Below are 21,687 nucleotides of genomic sequence, written 5' to 3' on the forward strand. Positions count from 1 at the left end.
GAATCTTTGCAATTTCGGTCGGACTAAATTTGCTGCTTTTCATAATACTTACCTAAAGTTAAAAAATATCACACTTTCTAAACTTTTAATCTGTACTATTTTTGGGGAAGCTTACAACAGCCTTAGATCCCGCTTCTATTTTCCCACTTTTATTGCCACTAATTAACCCTAATGCTTTTGCTTTATTGTAAATAGCATCTCCTGTGACAGCTATATCAAAGTCGCTAATCCTATCTTCATCAAATAGCTTACCAGTTTCAAAACTGAATTCTGATGCTGCACTACCTTGCATATAGAATTGAGTATTCAGAAATTTATTTTTTGCAAATTTAGCTTGAATTGTAGTTCCCAATTGTTTAAACTACCCAAAACTAATGAAGCCAGCAGGCAAACACTATTATGCACCAAAAGCCCCCCATTCCCCACCAAAAAGTTATGGTCTCGGTAGATTTCTAGGTTATAAACCTTCTCTGTACCATTGGTTCTTGGGGTTTTACTGGCTAAGGTAATTACCTCATTTTGTGGGTTGTGGATGGCTTTCCTTTTTATTCAATAACAATTGTTTCTAGGGTTACTTGATTGGAAGAATTTAAGTAAATAAACGTTGTGTTATTCGTTGTTTTAATATTCAACTGGTTTCCAATCTCATATTCTATGTAGTTAATTTTTTTTTTTATCAATAGCTCTTTTAACTTATTTGTAGAAGTATTGAGGTCGATAATATTATTTTCTATAAAAAAATCAACCTTGAATCGAGAACAATTTATCATAAAAAAAAGCAAAAAGTTGTTGTGAAACGTATATTCAACACTTTCCATTTTAATAATTTTAATATGAGGTGTTTTCTCGCTAAGGTCGAAAAAATTATGGTAATATTTAGACTTAAACGTAGTGAATTTTTCACCAATTTTCATATCGTTGTATGCTTTTCTGTCTAAAATATCCTCTAAATTAATTTTCATTACTTTATCTTCTTTAATGCACTTATTAAAAAACTAAGTTCTGCAACTCTACCTTTTGCCAATGTTTCTAATGCTCCTGTAATCGTACCCATATATGTTCTGCCAGCCTCTACTTGTGTGATGAATTTCAATCGCCATTTAGGGTCGTTTAAAGCTTCTTTTGCAAGCTTTACAGCTTCATCAAAATCTCTATCTGGGGTACTGCTAAAGACTTTTTGAAAAATTACACCACCTCTGCCATCAGGTCGAACAGCTAACTCAATGTCATCAAAATGTATGTGTGCTCCTTTAGTAACCCAATCTGGAGCTATAACTGATATTTTAGGTAAACACGAATTATGCACCAACAGCCCCCCATTCCCCACCAAAAAGTTATGGTCTCGATAGATTTCTAGGTTATAAACCTTCTCTGTACCATTGGTTCTTGGGGTCTTACTGGTTAAGGTAATTACCTCATTTTGTGGGTTGCGGATGGCTTCGCCTATAGCAATTTCTCCAATCGGGATGTAGTCTTGTCGGCGTTCGGAGAAAAATGGGTGGTTGGGTGTTGCGCCAATCGTTTCGCCATTGCTGAAAGTGTAATTCCAAACGTTTGAGGTTTCATGTTCAAACCAGCCTGTCAAAGGTCTGTAGGTGTAATCGCCCTCACGTTTGGGCTTCATCAAACGGGTATCTATTTGGCTAATTCTAATGCCCTTAACCGTGAAACCTCCAGAGATTCCTTGTTCGGTTAAGGTAAGAAAAACGACATTTCCTATTTTGTCAGCTTTGTTGGCAAGTATCCACCAGTTAGGTCTGCGAAGTTTGGCTACGACTTTTTCGCCATTTTCTTCTTTTTCTAAATCAAGCCATTTCCAAGTATAGGGTGTAATGGGTTCATTATCAATGCTTCGTTGGTCAATGGGTAGTTTGAGATTGTCGTTGCTGTAAGAAGCCTCATCAGCGACAGGTGAGTATGTTTTGACAATACTCTCTGATTTTTCGTTCAGGTATTCTTGAAATCTCTTTTCTTTGTCATCGTATATCGACAAAGAAACAGGCTGGTCAATCCAAACTTGAAGTGTTAGTTCGGGTTTACGAAAAATGTCAGCAGGTTTTAAAGCGACAACGTCTTTGTTGGGAGTCTGTTCGCTGTAATTGACGGCTACAACTTTGCTTTGTTGAGCAAATGTTGCCGAAGCCCAAAGAAGAAAGGTTAGTAGTAGAAAGTGTTTTTTCATTATGAATAATATTAACTTTGGTAGTTACAAGTTTAGAGAAAATGACCACTTTTCAAAGGCTCGAACTCTACATACGAAATTGAATCAATTGGGTATAAGTTGAGTTTAATCTAAGCTTCTATATCAACTTTTATAGAAATTATACAGAAGCTTAGAGTTTTGATTTAGCATCAATAGCTTATCTCTCAATCTTTTGAGTCAATTTATTTATTTCTTGCTTTTGGCTATCTATTTGCTTTTGCATTTGTATCATTAATAGCGTCATTTCTTCGACTTTTTGTAAAAGTTTAGCATTGAGGTCTACCACATCCACACCATTTTGTTGGACTTCTTTTTCTGAAGGAATACCTGGTAGATGATGATTTGCTTTTACAAATTTTTCGATTTCAAATAGTTTTGGCAATTCATAACTTGGTGAAAAAACATAATCTGGCCAGGCCGAAATTGTTTTTACAACAACTCTTTCTGCAATCATGCTACCGCCAACAGCTAGTTTATAGGTAGACTGCGCTGCTACAGAGCCAATAGTAACATTCCCTGTTTCTGCATTCACTACAAGTCTGGAAGTAAAGACACCGTTATTATCAATACTACCTAATTCAAGATTTCTATTATTGGCGGTAGTACTATTGGCAGAAAATTTGATAGCTCCTCCCTGTTTGTATCCACCTAATATCACTGACTTCTTTGAAGCTGATAAATCATTATCTAATTTGATACGACCTGTTGTGTCCATTGAAATCAACTCACTCCAGGCTTGATTCGAAACGTTATTTGTCTTTCTGAAAAATATTTTTTGATCAAAAAAGGATCCTGCCAATTGCATGGCATAATTGTTCGTAAGATTTGAATGTCTAATGTCTAATAAGTGCCACCAATTTGTGGCTCCTTTGGGATAGTTACTCGATGGTGTGGCTGTTTCAAAAAATCCAGACTGGGCTCCCGAATTACCGATTATACCAACATCATCTCGAGTTTCAGTTCTACTTTCGCTGTTACCATATTTTATTTTACCACTTAATTTAAAGTTCCCAGTTACATCTAATGCCTCTTGAGGGTTTCCATTATTAATCCCTACTCTATTGGTTGTTGCTACTGTTTTGAAAATAGGGTTATTCAAATTTTTATTAGTTTGACCATTTCCCATGATATAGAAATCGAAAGGTTTAGAAGTCCCCGTCGTACCCAAAAAATCAGGATAGTTAAATACAGCCTTAGTTCCATCCATATATAGCTGATATACATCGTAATCGGAACCACGCCATTCTTTAGTTCTAAAAATAAATCTATCGTTAGCATCCGCATTATCTTCTATCTGAAATGTAAAATTAGTCTGATCAGATGCTGGCTGAGTGGTAATAATACTTGTTTTATCATTATTGAGATCCCAAAAAAAACCTCTCTGTGCTGTTGGATATGTACCTGCTTTATCTGTAAATGACAAACTACCCGTAATAGCAGCACCAGTTAGGGGAACATATTTGGCAATTTCTGTTGCAAAATTGGCTAAATGTGTAGTTTGTAATGTTGTCCAAACGTTGGTATTTCCTCCAATATTCATCAATACTTGTTTGTCTGTACCAGCATTCCCGGCAGGTTTTAATAAAGATGAATACCGAAGATTTCCAACAATATCCAAATTATCCGCAGGCGTAGTTGTCCCAATACCCACATTTCCTGTAGTTGGGAAGGTATTATTTTGTGAGTAAATAAAGTGCGAGGCACAAATAAAACTTAATAATAAAAAATATTTTTTCATGACGATTTGATTAATTATAAGGAGTTGTGTCAATTGCTGCTTCATAAGCTTGTCCTTCGGTATCGAAGCCTGGTTCTAATATTACTTCACTACAAACTATATCCTGACTAATACCTAGTGAACTTAGTGTAGTATTTCTAACAGCTCGAAGTACACCTGCTTTACATCCTTTCGGTAGAGTGATGTCGAATGTTTTCCATTTACTTGAAGTTCCGTCAGTATAATAAGCTCTTACTGCATATTTATATTGTTTTTCAAATTTCACCTCTGAATCAGTAATGCTTTTTTGCTGGCCTGTTACGACTTTCCAAGACGAAAAGGTATTTGTACCTTCAGCTCTGGTCAATTCAAATGATGATAAATCTGAAGAAGTATCATTATAGAGCCAGCTTAAATCAATCTTTTTCTCATCAAAGACAAAACTTCCCGTGAATGATTGTATATCCAACCTGTCAGGTGTAAAATTGAGAGCAACAATTAACGGAGTTGCTGTGGATGAGTTATTGACATTATCTCTAGCTGTTAGTCCGTAGCAATACGTTTTACCATTAATTCCTTTATCTGTATAAGTAGAGTCCTTTTGAGGGCTTGTGTAAGTTTTCAGAGTAATCCACCCATTGGCAGGGCAACCCGCTTGCTCATTTCGGTAAAGCGTATAATCTTTTACGTCACCATAATTTGCAATTCTCCAACTCAAAAGAACGGTATCTTTTTTTGTGGTAACCTGCTTGAACATAGGATTAATTGGTGCCAGAAGATCAGGTCGTGTTACTGAAATTGAATCAACTAAAGAGTAATTTCCTCTTGTATCAAGCGCTGCTAAGCCATACCAAAGTTTATCAGTGTTGACAGAGACATGTAGTGTGTCAACAAGATTTGTTCTTTTTATTGACTTAGGAGTTAGTACATTCCAATATTTATCTCCTGTAAAATTCTTTCTATATACAACATAACCATCTAAATCAGATTCTGTGTTTGATTGCCAAGTGACTGAAACCGTTTTCTTATCCCCACTTAAGGTTGCTGATAATATTTTAGGTTTCTGTGGCGGCAGATTATCTATCGGCTGAATCATCACAGAGGATGAATAAACCTTTTTACCGTCTGTTCCATTCGCTACAACCCTTACATAGATAGCGTTGTTTTTAATAGCAAATTTCTTTGTAGGAGTAATTGGGTCCATCAAAAAAGTGGAATCCTTTGTGGTTGCAATATTAGACATCAAGGTCGTAAAACCTGAATTGGGGAAATCCGATTTTTCGATACTAAAACTCGATATTCTGGCTTTTAAAGCTTGGATGTCGGCTTGACTAAAGTTTTGTCCTGAAGGATAAACCCACTTAATGTAAGCAGTCGTATCACTAATTACTCTTGATTTAATAATATTGGCTCCAAATTCTAAAGGTGCTGTATAAGTTGATGTTACTTCATTAGAAGTCCAATCCTCATCAAAATAGGATCTACCTATAATTCTATATTTACACGTAGAGTTTTTATGGTAAGAAATGGTATCAAATGCGATTAAGCTATCAATATGACTAAAATTAAAAACAGGTTGTTTGTTAATTTTCACGTATTGATTATTTGTTGCACTACTGCTTTTTTCAACCCAAAAGCTTCCAAAATATTTTCTTGCATTTACAACGTTTATAGAAAGCCTAACAGGTAAGCTATCTCTATCCATTATATTAGCATTCTCTTTTTGGCTTACAAGTTTACCCATGTATTGTATTTTAGGCGTATCCGGTTTTGTCGGTAAGCCTGTTCCAGCTTTCACGGCGATAGATCCTGCATCAATCCCAGTTGTTGGATCCAAAAAACTAATAGTGTAAGTATATTCCTCTGTATCTAATGCAGTTTTATCTACAAAACCCAAACCACTTGCTTTGGCCGCTTCAAAACTTAGGTTCGTATTGACTGCCATACTGAAATATCTCTGTGGTAATGCGATTTCATTTTGCCCATACAGTAGTTGATAAGCAGCCATTATAAAAGTTGAAGTTCCTCGAAAAGTTGAAAAATACTTAGGATCAACATAGTTTGGGATATATTTCTTCCAATAAGCACTGTTCATTGGCTCTGGCTTTACAACCCATTCTGTTTTGGGATAAGGTGTACCTAAAGCACTACCATTTCGCTTAGTAGTAAATCTTTCTATTTTGTAGCCTGCATTATTACCTTTAAACCATGACTCTGGTGTGGTAGGTATCCATCTCAATTTCACTCTATTTACAGAGTCTATGGCTATGACTTGTAAATTGTTTGGGCTACTTGTATTGATGGCAACATCTTTAGGACCAAGCGTTGGATACAGATATTTTTTAGGAATAACTGATTTGCTTTGCCCTGGATAAAGCCATTGAAGAATAGTACCTACTTGATCTTGATAGGTTTCATTTTCAATCTTAATATCTTTTTGCTCTCCTTGTTGAGCATTAACAAAAAACTCTAGGTCATTTGGGTCATAATGATTTCTTTCTACGACTAATTTACCGTTTACCCAAACTTTGACAGCATAAGCAGCCTTTAGATAAAGTCTATATTTGGCACTAACAGGAAACTCTATTTTTCCTTCCCATCTTACTGAAAATATTCTATTGTAAAAAGCACTAGAAGGAAGAACAGAAGTATTGAAGGTCTCAAAGTTCAAAGTAGCATCAGTTCTTGTTAAAGCTACCAAGCCTGTAAATTTAGTTCCATTATTATAAGTTGCTCTAAGCCCCGTTCCTATTCCTTGTACAGGAAAGTTAGTAAGCGTAAAAGGAGTGACCAGAAACCTTTGCGAACTCATTGGGTCCGCTCCTAGTGACTGTGGAAACATAGTTTCGTGCATGATTAAAAAACCACTGTCTTGTGCACCATTTCCGCCTTGTACCGATAATACCTTTCCTGTTTGCTTGTTAGTAATTACATAACCTCCCATTGCTGAGGCTGTAAAACTCCACTTTTGAGTATCAATACCTGTATAATCTCTCGGGAATATTTGACCATCCCCAGTACTGGCATCCATACACTTTCCAGAGTAAGCTGAAGTGATTTTAAAGTAGTCCTTCTCTACTCGCTCAATATTCCAAACTTGATCTGCACTATATGACTCATCGTGTTGTTGATAGGCATAAGTTCCTGATGGTTCGTATTGTGTAGACCACGTATGATTAATTGGGGCTTTTGTTTGTAAAAATTTAGGGTTGTTTTGTGTATTCAACGGACTAAATCTATAAGACCCATCAATCAACTGTGCGTTACCGATGTTTATTATTGACAATATCAACAATAAACATAATTTATATCTGTTCATGATGATTTTTAATTACAATTATTAATACCAGTGATTTCAGGACAAACGTTTCCAAAGCTGATTTCAGGGGTAGTACTTATATCAACAACACCACCCAAACTTAATGATAGATGAAGAAGTCCTCTTCCCCAAACAGGATTTGGCATACCCATTTGTAACAATACAGCACCTCTTCCTGAAGCTAGTTCGATTTTGCCAAGTAAAGCATCAATTCCAACTTCAACCTCTACCCCTGCATATACTTGTCCCATTGCGTACCATCTTTTTATTCCTAAATCATTGACTCCATACCCTCGGCCACAGAAATTTTGATTGGAATATTCCTTTACATTAATATCAAATCCTAATTCTCCACGTACCTTGCCGTAGAGTCCTAGATTAAAACCTGCTTCAATTTGAGCATTCATACCCATGGCGAGTCCTGTACCTGCTGCAAAGTCAATTTTGTTTTGAGTATCGCAAGTTCTCTTGTAAAAGCCTTGAGAATCACATACAAGTTTGTCTTTGAACATGTCCCTCACTATTCCATCAGCTGGACAAGGTAAGTCAGGGATGTTGTATCCTAGCATAAAATAGGCTGTAGCTTTTGATTTTATAGCAATAGCATCAACATCTATACTAAGTCTCTTTTGCGGGGTACCAACATATACCCACCATTCATTAGGCAAGCCTACTTTGGTTGGGTTATGCCCAATAAACAATTCCATATCTCCACTACCTGTGATAAAATTGGCTACGTTTACTTTTACACTGGCATTGGCTTTGAAGTATTCTTCTCCAGGTTTAAGATTCAATAATATCCCGATTCTAGCATATATTGCTCCTGGTACATTTTTGGTAGACTGCTCATCACCAAATTGATTCTCAGCCTTTTTCTTCAACATATCTTCGCTAATATTCCCTGCTCTTGATGACGCTAACTCTTCGGCACTTAGGCTAGTCTCCTTATCAAGAATCGTTGCATACTGTTTACTCATATAACCAAGACTACTTGGTATTTCAAAATCACCTAATATTTTACCTTCTCCAAAAAGTGCAACTGATTGTAAACCATATTGTGTACCAAATACCATTTCTAATCCTGCAAATCCTTTGAATGCGAAGGAGCTACCAGCCTCTAGCCCTAATACTCCTTTTACACCAAGCTCAATAGATTTGTCATCTTTGTACTCTACATTTTCAGAACCTAAAGAACAGAGCGATGAATTACCCCCAGAAGTACTTTGTGCTTTCATGTGATGATATACCCCTATGCTTGCACCATTAATTGCAAAAGGTGCTACCAATGGCAAACTCGGAGAAAACTGTGCAGCTAGTTGTACATTCCAATAATGATAATTTTGCTCTTTCTGAAAACCAAACTCAGCACAAGCAGCTCCTTTTACTTTAAGGCTTCCTCCTGTTACTTGAGCCATGATTTGCCCTTTAAATCCTTTCTTTTGTGAGGTTTCATAAACCTCTGCCATACCAGATAGTTCTACCGCTTTGCCTATACTTCCTGCAACTGAAATTTTTTGGAACTTCAATGCTTCTAATTCCCACTCTGCTCCTCCTTCTTTACGGTAACGCATCACAAATTGTGCTCCTGCCGATCCTGAAAGTTTATTGGCCATCAGCGAAACGCCCAATCCTACATCTAACCCAAATCTTTCGTCATCAATCTTCGCTACACCCAGATTATCAACCGAGACCATAAAACCAGCCAACTTTTGGTTATTGGTGATTTTTACAGCATCCAATGAAATATAAGGTGCGTCTGTTTTTAGGACTAAATTTTGAAACTCAATATCTGCAAGTCGCAAAAGGGCATCATCAGAGTTTGACAAATCGGAAGTACCAGAAAGGTTGGTTCCAATCGTCATTTTTCCATTGAGCCTTGCAGTTGGTTTAAATGCACCATTCACTACTGCCAAAGTAATTTCTGGATTAATTACTGTAGCAGTGGCACGCCATGGTTTGAACTTCAAGGTATAACTACTGTTGGTCTTTACCGTTAACTGATAATTACCATCAGCCTTGAATGACCCATCATATTCAAATGGTGTATCGGGGGCCAATGGTAGTTTTAATTGTCCTTGAAAATTACCTTGTACTAGCTTGTTTCTATCTAAAGTAACACTGAACCTATACAATGAGAAAGACCAGCTACTGGCATCTCCATTTGCCAAAGAAATGGCAGGTGAGCCAGCAGTACCTTCAAATGAAAAAGTTCCACTTACCCCTGATTTGCCCAATAGAAAGTTTTGAATGGTGATGGCTTTTCTACCTGAAGCATGATTTACTTCTTTATCTTTAAACTCTTTAGGCAACAGAATTGAAAACTGTGCAGCATATATACCTTTCCAATAATTGGTGTTACCTCCCAAATCTTCTTGACCTGTTACCAAACCTGAGGGAATACCATCATTAGAGGTATCACTCATGTCTATTACTACTTCTTTTAGAATAAAGCCAAGTTTATCGAAACTGGCAGCAGCAAAAGGTTTATCAATATCTGCTTTGGCGATAATGGAATTTAACCCATTTTCACATTTTACCTTAAAGCGCCCTGTTACTCGATCTGTTTGGTCGGTGGTGGGCTCGTAGGTGGTAGGGTCTAACGGAACAAGGACATTGCGAGGGAATATTAATTCCGCATCTATCATGGCTTCCTTAAACTGACCACACTCTACTTGGCAATATGTCGCATTGTTGGGAATAATGTTTCCTGTAGTTATATCTAATCCTCCCTTGAGTTTGAGAGTCCAACTACCCATTGGAACTATAAAATCACCTAATAAAATGGCCTTAAACGCTTGTACTCCTCCTGCCTTTGATACTTTTACTTTATCTGCACCAAAGAATATCTCTTTTTCGGTAGAGCCACTTCCTGAGTTTGGCACATTGATTTTTAACCTTACAAAGATCGTAATCTCTGCATAGTCTGCGAAGAAGTTGGCTTTTAACACGCCTACTTCTGCTGTAGCATTAGAGTTGTTAAATGATTTTTTTAATCCGATAGGCAAAGTCATCAAATCATCATACTGAAGGTCGCCTTCTTTGTAGAGATTCTTGCTATCTAGATATTGAAAAACTCCTCTCGCTTGGCTTCTATTGTCGACGGTTGCCATGCTCAATCGCTCGGATACATCCATCATAAAGTCTTTTTGTACGACTTTTTGTGCGGATACATTTTGAAGATTAAGCGACTGCATAGCCTTTTCTAGCTCTATTTGAGCTTCGAGGCTTGCTTTCTTCCCGACGATGTTTTCAGCAGATACTTCGGCAGAAACACCTGTAGAGGGCTGTTCTTTGGGCTGGGATTTGTTTTTTCCCGAAGGGAGTGTCTCATCATTAGCAAAACTGGTTTGCCAACAAAAACAGGCGATGAGCATCCCTATTAGATATTTGTAAAAGTTGTGCATGGAATATTAAGGTGTTAATGTCCACTTTAGGCAATTGAGGCTTACTTACTTTTTGGTACGAAACAATCTAAATTGTCCTTCAGATATTTTGACTGTACCCAAAACACTGCCTCTAGGCCCTCCTGGTAGGTTTAAATCCCAGAGCTCCCCAGAGAAAGTACCTCGTACTTCTTCTGTTGTTAGCTTTGTAATCGTAAAAGTCGCTTCTGATGATTTACTTTCGGTGCGACTATCCCAGTAACCTGGTCTTAGCCCGTCTACTGCCGAAAGTGAACTTACAAAGAGATATGGGTAGCGAACACCACCATACCCCCCTCCTATTTTTTGGGGAACGTTGAGAGGTGTATTGAATGGAATGACCAATACCACATTGGCTATTTCACCATTGGTAGTTCCTAGCCTTGCGCCTGAGACAAAAACTGCCTTGAAAAGAGAATCATACTCAGCTCCAAATTTCTCACATTTCCAAGTATAGTTATCTAGTTTTAGGCTCAATCCTCCTGTTGTACCAAAGCTATCTTGAGGCTCTGGTTCTTTTTCTTTAGTACAAGAAAAAATACCTAGACTACCAAGCATCAATAAGAGTAATAACCGTTTCATGTTGATTTGAATATTAAATAAAGACAATATTTACTAGGCTTGTATAGTGACAAACCAAGCTTCAGAAAATGATTTTATACGAATAAAAGGCAAAAACGTATCCTCCATGCCATGTTGTAATGGTATGGGAAAAGACTCTCCTACATCGTAATTATTGTATGACAATACTATTGAGCATAGCTCACTTTTGACTTGACGGTGCCTTTTACTGTCATAGGTTGTTTGGTTTTGGGATCATAGTAAGTGCCTTCGAACCTGAGTGTTATAGTTTTTTTATCAAACTGGTCTATATATACGGTTGCGGTATTTTGGGTGGTGTAACGAGTACGCCACTCTCTGTAATTATTAGGGTTGGGATTAGAATAATACACATCTGGATAAGTACTTGGATGCTTATCTGGAAATTTGTAAATATCTCCCTCTTTCATCTCTCCAGGTAATACGATAAAGAAACCTTCATCATGCTGAATCTTTTTGGTATCTGGACGGTGCAAACCTCTGATGGAAAATACCCCAAAAAAAGTAGAATCTGCACTAATGCTATCTGCCTTAAACTCTCGCCCATCGATGGTTGCAGTAAAACTCTCTTGAAAGGCTGGCTCTACCTTATCTTTACATCCCCAAAATGCGATAATACCTAATAGGAGAACAATACTTTGTAAACTTTTTTTCATGATTTTGTTTGTGGTGGTGTGAATATAATCAAAATTTCCAACTAGTAAATTTTGACTAATGTGTATATAACACTGAATAGCGTACAAATTTGTGAATAGTACCGTCAATTAAATACTAAATCAAGTTGAAATTTTCATAAACAAGCTCTACAAGTCTATTGACTAAGACTACAACCTAGACAGCCTATGTATCTTTACGGGTAATATGAGCTATTATACATTCTATGAACGAATTATCACACCTTCTTACTTCTGAACCAGGCCCATCCGCATTAAAAACATATACTGGAGGATTTTCACCTTCATTACTTTTCATAAAAAGAAAACTCTCATCATGCATGGCAAAGATAATAAAGTTGTCATCGAAAGCCGTTTTAGTACCATAATCTTCATTATACATATCTAGTACCCACTTAGCATAGGTTCTCATATACTCATAGTTCAAATAAGCTAAACCAGAAGTATAAGCATGTACATTCATATAGTATGATGTTTCCCCCATGAAAGCCAAATATTCACAGTATGCTTCAGGAAATTTAAAACCATAAAAAGACTCCATCTCTTTTATTTCGTCCTCGGTACATCCTACATTCTTTGGATGATTAAGAAACCACAAGGGTAATTCGGATAAGTATTTCATCTTGTAAAACTTTGTTTACTTTGTGCCACTATTTCAAGTTCTATATTAGGAAACATCTCTTTAAATAGATTGATGATTTTTGTACACGAAGCGCAAGGAAATAATTCTGAAATAATTTTAACTTTTCCTGTTGCATTTGGGAATTTTTGGGTAATAGATGTAGCCCCTAATTCTTTTGCGATTTTATCAAGTAGTTTCACTTCTGAATCGTTCCCCCTTTGTATACGATCATTAAATGTAGAACCTTTAAAAATACTTGTTGCATCAGATGGAGGTGGTAAGCCTATTGGATCGCTAAGATTTGGATTTTTCTCATTCGTAAATCCACTTATAGCCCAATGGTTTCCACTTTTGGTTTGACCACCAATGTTAACACTATAGTCGGTCTTTGCAATATTTTTCAAAGGACCAATTCCATTGTCTTTCTTGATTTTGCCAAAGAGATTTAAATCAGCCTCCGAAATAAAATTAATTACTAATTTATCCGATTCAAAAAGTTTTTTATAGTGTATATCATCCTTAAATTCATCGTAGAAAGCCTTAAATTTTTCAGACCAACACGCATTATGCACTAAAACCCCATCATCACCAACCAAATACGTATGGTCTCGATAAACTTCTAGATTGTAAACTGTTTCGGTTTGGGTGCGTAGTGTTTTGCTAGTTAGCTTTAATGTTTTCTCTCTACTATTCTTTACTGTTTCACCAAGCTTTAACTCTCCAACTGCAACGTATGCACCTCTTTCAAGTGAGAAAAACGGGTGGTTAGATGTTGCCCCAATAGTAGAACCATCCGAAAATTCAAAATCCCAAACTTCGGCTTGTTGATGTTGAAATTGCCCCGTAATAGGTCTGTAAATGTACTCGCTCTTAGGATTGGGAGAAAGTAAACGAGTATCTAATTGACAAGGGCTAATTTTTGTAACAATAGCATAGCCATCTATATCTGTTTCGGGAATACTTAGATAAACCGTTTTACCAATAGCAGTAGCTCCTAATTTCCTCAGAAACCAATTAGGTCGGCAGAGCTTAACAGACTCTGTTCTTCCACTTTCTTGTCTGATTTCAAAAGATACCCATTTCCACGTATAAGGCGTAATAGGTTCGTTATCAATGAGTCTTTGTTCAAGTGGGAGCTGATAGTTATCATTCGGAAAATCCTCATCATGACTTTCAGCATGTGCCAAAACAAATTTTTTAGCAAGCGTCTCGTTTATTTTTTCTTGAAAAGAGCGTTCCTTTTCAGAATATAGTTTTATATCGAGTACCTCATCTCCCCAATACTCTAACAATCGTTGAGGCGATTGCATAAAGTAGCTAGGACTAAAATTCGTTATACGCTCAATTAGTTGATGTTTTGTATCAACTGTATTTTGGATAGAAACAGAGAGCTTTTGAGAGAACCCATTAAAGGTGACCCATAGCAAAAGTAAATAAATAAATTGTTTCTTCATGAGTCTATTATTTAAAAGAGTTAAAATCAAAAACTTGAGCGTTAGGATTGATCTGTTCAATAGGAATAAGTCCTTCTTGAGTTGTTATCAACGTTCCACTAGCAAAACAAAATGTTTTAATACCTAACTTTTTACATATTGTTTGAAAAACCCCAGGAGAACATCCCATTTGACCCATTTTCTTTTGCAAGGCCAAAAATCCACTAGATGTTGATACTGCATTCTTAAACTTAGTCCAAACTTTTGAACCTTTAGAACCTATGGCCATAGTGGCAACAGTTGCAAGAGCTGCGGTTGCTGCCCCTACTATTGGAGGGCTCCAGTTGATTTGCTTAAAAAATGTAGATACATTTCTATTACCTGTGGATGTATTCGCCTTATAAGTATCGTACTGATCCATAATATCACCTGTAAATGCTACTGTCGCATCATAAAGTACATTAGAAGCTTTAGCTAATTTAGAACTACCTGTTTCCCAAGGCACTACCGCTTCCATACATCCCTTAGCAGCATCCAGTGTGAGTGAAGACCAATCTGAAGAACTAAAGCTATTTTTTATAGCCGTAAAGTTTGTGATAGCTACAGCTGGTTTTTGAGGGTCTAAAGCTATTTCTACCCATTTACCTACATAGCCAAAAAGAACTTCAGTACACGCCCCCATAAAACAATTAAATAAAGCTTGATATGGACTCAAGTTTTTCAACTTACTTATTATTCCTGCAACGTCACATACTCCAAATCCAACAGTTCTTGCGCTCGAAGGTCTTGAAGGAGTTATTTTTTCTCCATTACTCTGAATAATTGTTGCATTTTCTTCTAAACATGGTAAACATGGGTCTTTTAATTCATTTATTGCTGCCTGTAATTCTGCTTTTACATCTGGGTCTAGCTGCTTTTCACTAGCTTGGTTTATTAAATTTTCTAAATCTGTAAGTTTTTGGGTAAGTTTTTGTTTAAACTCAGGAGTATTTTGAAAATTTTGGAAAAGCTCTAATAGTTCTTGTTTAATTTGATCTAAGCCTTTAAAAGCGTAGTCGATAGAGTAAATATTATTTTGCCATCCATCTGGATCATACTCAGTAAATACTGTTGGTTGTTCAGATGATGAGTTTGCATTCGTTAGCTGATAACAGTCATTAAATACAGCATTTTGTAGTACGATATTTACTTGAGCATTAAGATAAGGTACCGTTACATAACCTTTCCCATTCCAACCAGATGAAGTGCCTGTTACTTCGGTAATAGTGATGTTAAAATCACCTGCTTGTACAACATCACCTGCCGCCAAATCGGTAAGTCTATTGGCTGCCTCGTCGGCTACACCTGTCAATGCAGAAGTAGTACAAGTACGAGTAGCTGGGTCTGCAATGGTATTACAAGGGCTTGCTCCAATAGTTATCAAGGTAGAGCAAGTGCTTGTTCCTCTGGCTAAGGTAACTTTATAGGTACCAGGCATTGCAATACTAATACTTGCTTGGGTAGAAGTAAATGCTGGCGCATTAGGGCTTAAACTTACTCGTTCCCACTGGTAGGTCAAACCATTTAGAGGGTCTCCTGAGAAAGAAGCAACCTTCAATACTAGAGATTTAACACCTTTAGTAGCAGGATCACGTGGTATGGTAGAAGTCTCTAATCCTTGTGAATCTGTCGCTGTGATATACAAATCATCACAGGCTAGCTTTCCACAAGCATCAAAAGCTGTTTCGTCCAACTTACGTGTTGCATAGCAAATTTGGGTACCGTTGGTATAGCGTAAAGAAACCGTATGCTTGCCATAAGGGACACCACTAATTACAGCATCTGTAGACCATGCGCCTAAATCTAAACGATATTCAATAACAGCACCTGCTGGTACGGTAGTTAGATTATGTTTGAGAGTGAGAGTTGCCATACCACCATCGCAAGAAACAGCAACACCTTGTGTACCCGTAGAGAAATCTATGTTACAGTTAGCCCCCTGAGCATACGCCTGAGATTGTAAAGGACCTGTAGTACATGAGCCTTTGGTCACCCAAACGAACAAATCCCCTGCCTGTGTAGGCGTGTATGAACTTGCTGTACCTAGTACAGTTCCAGTAGTTTCGGCAGTATTGCGCCACTGATAAGTTGGAGTAGTTCCTCCTAACAATTCTCTTACACCAATAGCATTGCCTGTAACAACAGGCCCATCTACTTCTGCCTTTACTTGGTTTACGGTGATGTTTACAGTGTTAGATCTAGCACCGCAAGATTCATAATAGAAGCCTCCTGAACTTTCTACTTTAAAAGCATCGCCTGAAGAAAGGGTAACACCAGTGACGGCATTTTTCCAAACATAGACATTGTCGCCCCCACTAGCACCCAGTACTACCGAACCACACACACTTGTGGCATTTGGTGTCATGGTAATGTTTGCTACAGCAGGACATGCAATGAATTTTACCTTGATAAGATTCGAGTTGGCAGACGTACAAGTATTTGGAGCAACACCAGAAACACATTGTCCATAGAATGCAAACTCTTGATTGGCTACGTTGCCAACTGTAGCGTAGTCTACACTAATGGTATTTCCTGAGGCTAATATATTGGCATTTCCTTGACGATACCAGTTTACATTACCGTACTCACACCCAGTCATTGACAATGCCACTTTACGGTTTTGAATGGCAGTAACTAAGGTCTGTGAGGCTATACCCGTTTTTGGATCAACCGCATTTGCTACAGGAGTAGTATTTGCTCCAATAGTAAGATTATATTTCTCAGAGAAATCACTTTCACAACTTTCTTGTACGCACTTGCTACGGTACATATAAGTACCAATAGCCATACCCGTGGTGGAAATACTAAGAATATTGCCTGTTGCAGTCAACAGGGTATTTACATTACTAGCTTGCGGGTTGTATTGATACCATTTCAATACTTGACCTGCTTGGTTACAGCCTGTTGCACTAAATACTACCGTATTTGTCCCAATACATGAAAACTTATCAGCATTAGCAGGTTTGAGAGGTATCGCTGGTGCTTGACATTTCGCTTCAATAACTTGAGTGTAGGAAGCAACACACATTGTGTTGTTATCTCTAATGTCTACAGTAACCTCATATTTACCTAAATCAGGTAAATCAAAATTTAAAGTTGCCCAATCTAAATCACTTTTTAGCCTAGTTTGCTGTTGCCCATTTATGATCGTGTTCTTTGTGCCATCGCTTAGAATTTTCTTAATCGTCCAATAAGCATAAGTGTCTATATATTCGACTTGATAGTCTTTCTCACCTGGTTCACCTGGAGAATAGTCGTTTTGTTCATCTAGGTTTTGAGGAATTACAAATCGGTCTTGTTTATATATCTTTCTAAATTGTAATGAAGAGTTATTTTTTACTGTCAGTTTTTTGACCAGAAGACCAAAATCGAAAGTAGCATTGATAGGGGGCTGTACCACAAATATATCAATGTCCTTAGAAGCCACCCCACACTCATTGACAATATCAAGTCTCCATTTACCAGTTTGTTCAATTTGAAGTTTTTCAAAATTAAATGGGCTTGTTAGAGCTAGATCTTGGGTATTGCTACCGCTTTGTGCTTTTTTGGGTCTGTAATCAAATTCGAAGGCATTCCCAAAAACATCAATCTTTTTAAGCGAGTAGCTTCTATCCGTCGTATCTCTTGATAACAACGCAATAGATAAAGGAGAACCTTCACAATACTTGTACTCACCAGGAGGTAAGGTACTTTGAGATTTCCCTTTCAGTTGAACATTAATAGCCTTCCACTGCGTACACTGATAGCCAGTTGCACTAGCATTTTTAACAGCACAGCCTACATATACCACCTGATTGGTTGTAAACTTAGTAATTAAGGTACTATACCCGGACTTGCCTTGTATATCTGCGTAATCAGTTTCATTGCCAAAAGTATTATATACAACACCACCCTCAGAAGGCGGAAATGTATAACCACTACCCTTATTAGAAATTAAGGTTGCCCATCTTACCACACCCTCACATCCTTTAGCCTCTAAAACAACCTCTGCATTAGTACACGGGCGAATTGTTGTGGAGTTCGTTACTAAGTCAATAGACTGTTTGTTATATACAAGTCCCGTAACACCTAGGGCTGATCCTGCTACTACTTTGACTTTATTACTTTCAAGCAATTGCTTAGTTGCTTCATAGCAACGAGCATAATACTCGGCACTTTGAGTAGGGGTCACTGATAAAGTTTTTCCCGTACCAATAGTATTGGCTTCACCTACTTTAAACCATCGAACAATCAAGCTATTTTCACATCCTTTGGCCGTTAATACCGTACTAGCTGCACCAGAACATACGGCAGCAGCGGCAGAACTCACTTCAAAATTTCCAGATGTTTTTTCTAAGAAAATAGTATTCGAAATCTGTGAAGTACAGCTTTCACCAGAATAACATTGTACATAAATAGGCGTATTGGCTGTAGGTTGTAATGTAATTGTACTACCAGTTTCACCATTCGACCATCTGTAAGTACCATTCGGACAGCCATTAGCCATTAATGTGACAGATTCTCCCAAGACAAATGGAAGTCTCGATGCTGTAGGCATAGTCAAATTAGCATCGCTAGAGGCAAAATATCCAATACCTTGACCTAATAAAGCTCTTACATCGTTGATGGCAAGTAGCTGTCCTGAGTTATTGTATTGATAGTATATACTTCTTTGTTGGCAATCACGTTGCACACCTGATGCATCTGTTGTACACAAATTATAGGTTAATTCTGGTACAGTAACCAATGTTTTATTATTGGCAGCTAACAAAATTGGCTTGGTATTAGCCGGTGCAATAATCTCAATAGCATTAGAGAAAGCATAGTCATTTCTTTCTTTTGGACACTCAGCTGTACTACATACAGCTTTGTATCGTCCTGCTACTGTGACATTGTTTGGATTGAATGGGTTTGCAATCCATTCTCCTCCATAAGCATTCAAATCTCTCCACCAATCAATAGTACCATTTTGACATCCATTAACAATAATAGCGACACTACCATTAGTTGGGATACAGTTTGAAGTCGTGCTAATACTAAAATTAGCGCTACTTGGACAAGGTACAGCGGCTATATCTATAGTTTCCTCAATACCATCGCGAGGGTCATCTGCACCATATTGATAGTCTCTTACTACAACTTTGTATTTCCCAGAACTTAATTCTCTGATATCTATTGAATTACCTTGGTCTGATACCCCACTGTTGTATGTGTTACCTGATACCGTTTTAAAAGTCTGAGGTTGCCAATTAGCTCCATCAAATTTATATAGCCAATAAGTGTACGTGTACTTATTTTCTCTATTCGTGATTGTTGCCAAAATTTTACCGTCACATTTCCCATTTCCGCATATTGCATTTTGTCTCTCCAGTTTTAGAGACATAGCGATTCTTTGGTTCACAGGAATATCTAGGTATCCATCTTGAAAGCACCCCGATATTGTTTCTGATGTACATCTTCCTGAAACTCTTGTTGTAGCTGATGGTGTAAACCACTTTTCTCGACCTGTAGCTCCATCATTCCATGAAAATGTACTTCCTACACTACAATTACCACGGACCCAAAAACCTGTACCTTCTTTTAGTGGAAAATTGTTTGGGCTGTATTCAAATGTTGGTGGTGTTGCATTACAGCCTACGTTGATAGAGGCTGTAGCACCAGAAGAACATGACCCAATAATACATTTTGCTCCAAATGAAACGCTTCTTGTTACATCCACAGAGAGGGGATTTGAAATATTACTAGGATCGTCCCATTTAAAAGTTCCATTCGTACAGCTACCTGTAATACTTACCTTTACACCTGATGATACTTGTTGAGAGGGGCTGTAAACAAACGTAGGGGTTGAAGCGTCACAGTTAACTGACTTTGTAGATATATCTCTATCTATTCGTGAACAACCGTCTTTAATACAACCTACTTTGTAAGTAGTACCAATAGTTAACCAGTATGCATCATTACTGCTATCATCTTTTGAAGGAACAGCAGAACTCCATACCATATTTCCTTCTGGGCATCCGATTTTTACACTAACATTTGTATCACTATACCCAGTTACCTGATTAACATCTTGATTATTTTGTTTGAGGTAGGGAGGTTTTAATGTAAGACAGTTAGCATCTTTTACTAAATCTATAATATTAGACTGGGCACACTGACAATGAACAGAATAGTTACCGGGTTCATTAGCACTTCCTAAACTCCAAACGTATTTACCATCAGTTAGAGTGGGGGTTATTGAACTCACTAGTTCATTATTCCTATACAACTTTGGTTCTAATAAAGTAGCATTTGATTGATTAGAAGCTGTACTGTTTAGTTGATTTGTCTTAAGTAAGATATTAGAGTTATCTCTGCATGGTAAGGAAGTTAGCTTGACTCCATTCGGATTAAGAAGATTCTTTACATCATCTTTAGCACTAAGGTTAATATCCTCTTCATATTTTTTTAAAGTAATATGTTGCTCTACTCTATGAGTAAGCGGAGCACAATAATTAGTTGGATTATAAAAATTTTCAGGTTCTAAAGGAACTTTCAAAAATAAGCTTAACGTCCCAGAAGAAGGAACAGGAACTTCGATTGTAGAGGTTTTAGATTCAATAATTTGAGAGTTCTTATTATCTGATACAAAGGACCATGTTATCAGATAATTATTAAGCGTAAGTTTCTCTTTGGATGATGATTGTGAAAAAAATGTACTATAATCAGTACAAAATTCATAGGCATTCGGTATAATACTTCCCTCTGCCTTGAGTGATTCTGGAAGATTTAGATATTTTGGGGTATGTACATAAAGAGTATCACCATATATCTCTTCAGAAATACAAGCAGCTGGTGTTGTATACTCACATTTGTATCTATCTATTTGCATCTCCCATTGAGTAAGATAGCCTGGAGATGGGCTTTTAGGCAGAAATAAAGTTTCTTTTTTAAGGTTTCCTCCATTAGGGCAAGTAGGACTATAGGTTACATAAGTATAACAATAATATCTAGCTATTGGCTTGTAACTACCAAAACTAGGCTTAGAACAAGTTGCCTCAACTTTTGCCCCGCTAATTTTTGAAATCACATTAAGATTAAAATCCTGCTTAAAAATAAATTCACTATTCGCATTCGCACCTTCAAAACCTCTAAGGATACGAAATGATGTAGACTCTGACTTGTATTCAAAATGACCTTTAATGGTAAATACAGCTTCAGGATGAAATTCATTCACTGGCTTAGTACAGTAATCTTCATAATCACCTCCCGTTTGGATAAATCCTTTAGGCATTACTACTTTAAGTGCGTATTTATACCATTCAGGAAGGAAGTGTACTGCTGTACCTGCATAATCTACCCATGAAACACGAATTTTAATTTCTACTGTTTCTCCAATACTAACGGTATCTTTTGAAGCGTTAACAGTGAAAATAAAGGCATCTGGAGCATTATTACGCTCCAAAGAAGAAATAGAAGTCTTTATTTTATTCTCCTTGCTGATTCTTTTTAGAGGAGTAGTAGGTTTATCATCTGATAACCAACTATTACCCAACGATATATTCGTTAAAGAAAGAAGAAATAATATAATGAAGCATAATGACCCAAAGGTAGTTTGGGTATTGTAGATTTTTTGGTAAAACTTAGGCATTACAATTCAGTAATTTAGGTTGTATTAGTGATACAAAGCAAATGACTTT

12 protein-coding genes are annotated in these 21,687 nt (G+C 37.1%); all 12 read right to left on the bottom strand.

Annotated features, from left to right (window positions below; all coding sequences use genetic code 11):
* Positions 1–85: 85 nt before the first annotated feature.
* Positions 86–352, bottom strand: coding sequence for a hypothetical protein (locus GVN22_RS24035; RefSeq protein ID WP_166553551.1), 267 nt, complete (start codon positions 350–352; stop codon positions 86–88).
* Positions 307–549 (bottom strand): hypothetical protein, encoded by a 243-nt coding sequence (locus GVN22_RS28490; RefSeq protein WP_166553571.1) that lies wholly within the window; start codon positions 547–549, stop codon positions 307–309. The genes GVN22_RS24035 and GVN22_RS28490 overlap by 46 nt, the downstream gene beginning before the upstream one ends.
* Positions 546–962 carry a hypothetical protein gene (locus GVN22_RS24045; RefSeq protein WP_166553552.1) on the bottom strand — a complete coding sequence of 139 codons (417 nt, stop codon included), beginning with the start codon at positions 960–962 and terminating at the stop codon, positions 546–548. Before GVN22_RS24045 ends, GVN22_RS28490 begins: the two co-directional genes overlap by 4 nt.
* Complete coding sequence (locus tag GVN22_RS24050; RefSeq protein WP_166553553.1) at positions 962–2,182, bottom strand: Hint domain-containing protein; 1,221 nt, start codon at positions 2,180–2,182, stop codon at positions 962–964. Before GVN22_RS24050 ends, GVN22_RS24045 begins: the two co-directional genes overlap by 1 nt.
* Before the next feature lie 178 nt (positions 2,183–2,360).
* On the bottom strand, positions 2,361–3,941 hold the full coding sequence (locus tag GVN22_RS24055; RefSeq protein WP_166553554.1) for a hypothetical protein: 1,581 nt from the start codon (positions 3,939–3,941) through the stop codon (positions 2,361–2,363).
* Between the two features lie 10 nt (positions 3,942–3,951).
* Entirely contained in the window at positions 3,952–7,239 is a 3,288-nt protein-coding gene (locus GVN22_RS24060) for a PA14 domain-containing protein (protein WP_166553555.1), read from the bottom strand.
* Between the two features lie 8 nt (positions 7,240–7,247).
* Complete coding sequence (locus tag GVN22_RS24065) at positions 7,248–10,643, bottom strand: hypothetical protein (RefSeq protein WP_166553556.1); 3,396 nt, start codon at positions 10,641–10,643, stop codon at positions 7,248–7,250.
* Positions 10,644–10,688: 45 nt separating this feature from the next.
* On the bottom strand, positions 10,689–11,243 hold the full coding sequence (locus tag GVN22_RS24070; protein WP_166553557.1) for a hypothetical protein: 555 nt from the start codon (positions 11,241–11,243) through the stop codon (positions 10,689–10,691).
* Between the two features lie 167 nt (positions 11,244–11,410).
* Positions 11,411–11,917 carry a hypothetical protein gene (locus GVN22_RS24075; protein WP_166553558.1) on the bottom strand — a complete coding sequence of 169 codons (507 nt, stop codon included), beginning with the start codon at positions 11,915–11,917 and terminating at the stop codon, positions 11,411–11,413.
* Positions 11,918–12,101: 184 nt separating this feature from the next.
* Entirely contained in the window at positions 12,102–12,557 is a 456-nt protein-coding gene (locus GVN22_RS24080) for an SMI1/KNR4 family protein (protein ID WP_166553559.1), read from the bottom strand.
* Positions 12,554–14,011: a polymorphic toxin-type HINT domain-containing protein gene (locus tag GVN22_RS24085; RefSeq protein WP_166553560.1), complete on the bottom strand. Its 1,458-nt coding sequence runs from the start codon at positions 14,009–14,011 to the stop codon at positions 12,554–12,556. The genes GVN22_RS24080 and GVN22_RS24085 overlap by 4 nt, the downstream gene beginning before the upstream one ends.
* A 7-nt stretch (positions 14,012–14,018) precedes the next feature.
* Entirely contained in the window at positions 14,019–21,638 is a 7,620-nt protein-coding gene (locus GVN22_RS24090) for a hypothetical protein (RefSeq protein ID WP_166553561.1), read from the bottom strand.
* Positions 21,639–21,687 lie beyond the last annotated feature (49 nt).

The sequence above is a fragment of the Cellulophaga sp. BC115SP genome (genome assembly GCF_009905545.1).
In the GTDB taxonomy this organism is placed as follows: domain Bacteria; phylum Bacteroidota; class Bacteroidia; order Cytophagales; family Spirosomataceae; genus Flectobacillus; species Flectobacillus rivi.

Excerpts from the sequence above, each read along its gene's own strand:
- GVN22_RS24045 (WP_166553552.1), bottom strand. The coding sequence starts at position 962 with ATGAAAATTAATTTAGAGGATATTTTAGACAGAAAAGCATACAACGAT.
- GVN22_RS24050 (WP_166553553.1), bottom strand. The coding sequence starts at position 2,182 with ATGAAAAAACACTTTCTACTACTAACCTTTCTTCTTTGGGCTTCGGCA.
- GVN22_RS24055 (WP_166553554.1), bottom strand. The coding sequence starts at position 3,941 with ATGAAAAAATATTTTTTATTATTAAGTTTTATTTGTGCCTCGCACTTT.
- GVN22_RS24060 (WP_166553555.1), bottom strand. The coding sequence starts at position 7,239 with ATGAACAGATATAAATTATGTTTATTGTTGATATTGTCAATAATAAAC.
- GVN22_RS24065 (WP_166553556.1), bottom strand. The coding sequence starts at position 10,643 with ATGCACAACTTTTACAAATATCTAATAGGGATGCTCATCGCCTGTTTT.
- GVN22_RS24070 (WP_166553557.1), bottom strand. The coding sequence starts at position 11,243 with ATGAAACGGTTATTACTCTTATTGATGCTTGGTAGTCTAGGTATTTTT.
- GVN22_RS24075 (WP_166553558.1), bottom strand. The coding sequence starts at position 11,917 with ATGAAAAAAAGTTTACAAAGTATTGTTCTCCTATTAGGTATTATCGCA.
- GVN22_RS24080 (WP_166553559.1), bottom strand. The coding sequence starts at position 12,557 with ATGAAATACTTATCCGAATTACCCTTGTGGTTTCTTAATCATCCAAAG.
- GVN22_RS24085 (WP_166553560.1), bottom strand. The coding sequence starts at position 14,011 with ATGAAGAAACAATTTATTTATTTACTTTTGCTATGGGTCACCTTTAAT.
- GVN22_RS24090 (WP_166553561.1), bottom strand. The coding sequence starts at position 21,638 with ATGCCTAAGTTTTACCAAAAAATCTACAATACCCAAACTACCTTTGGG.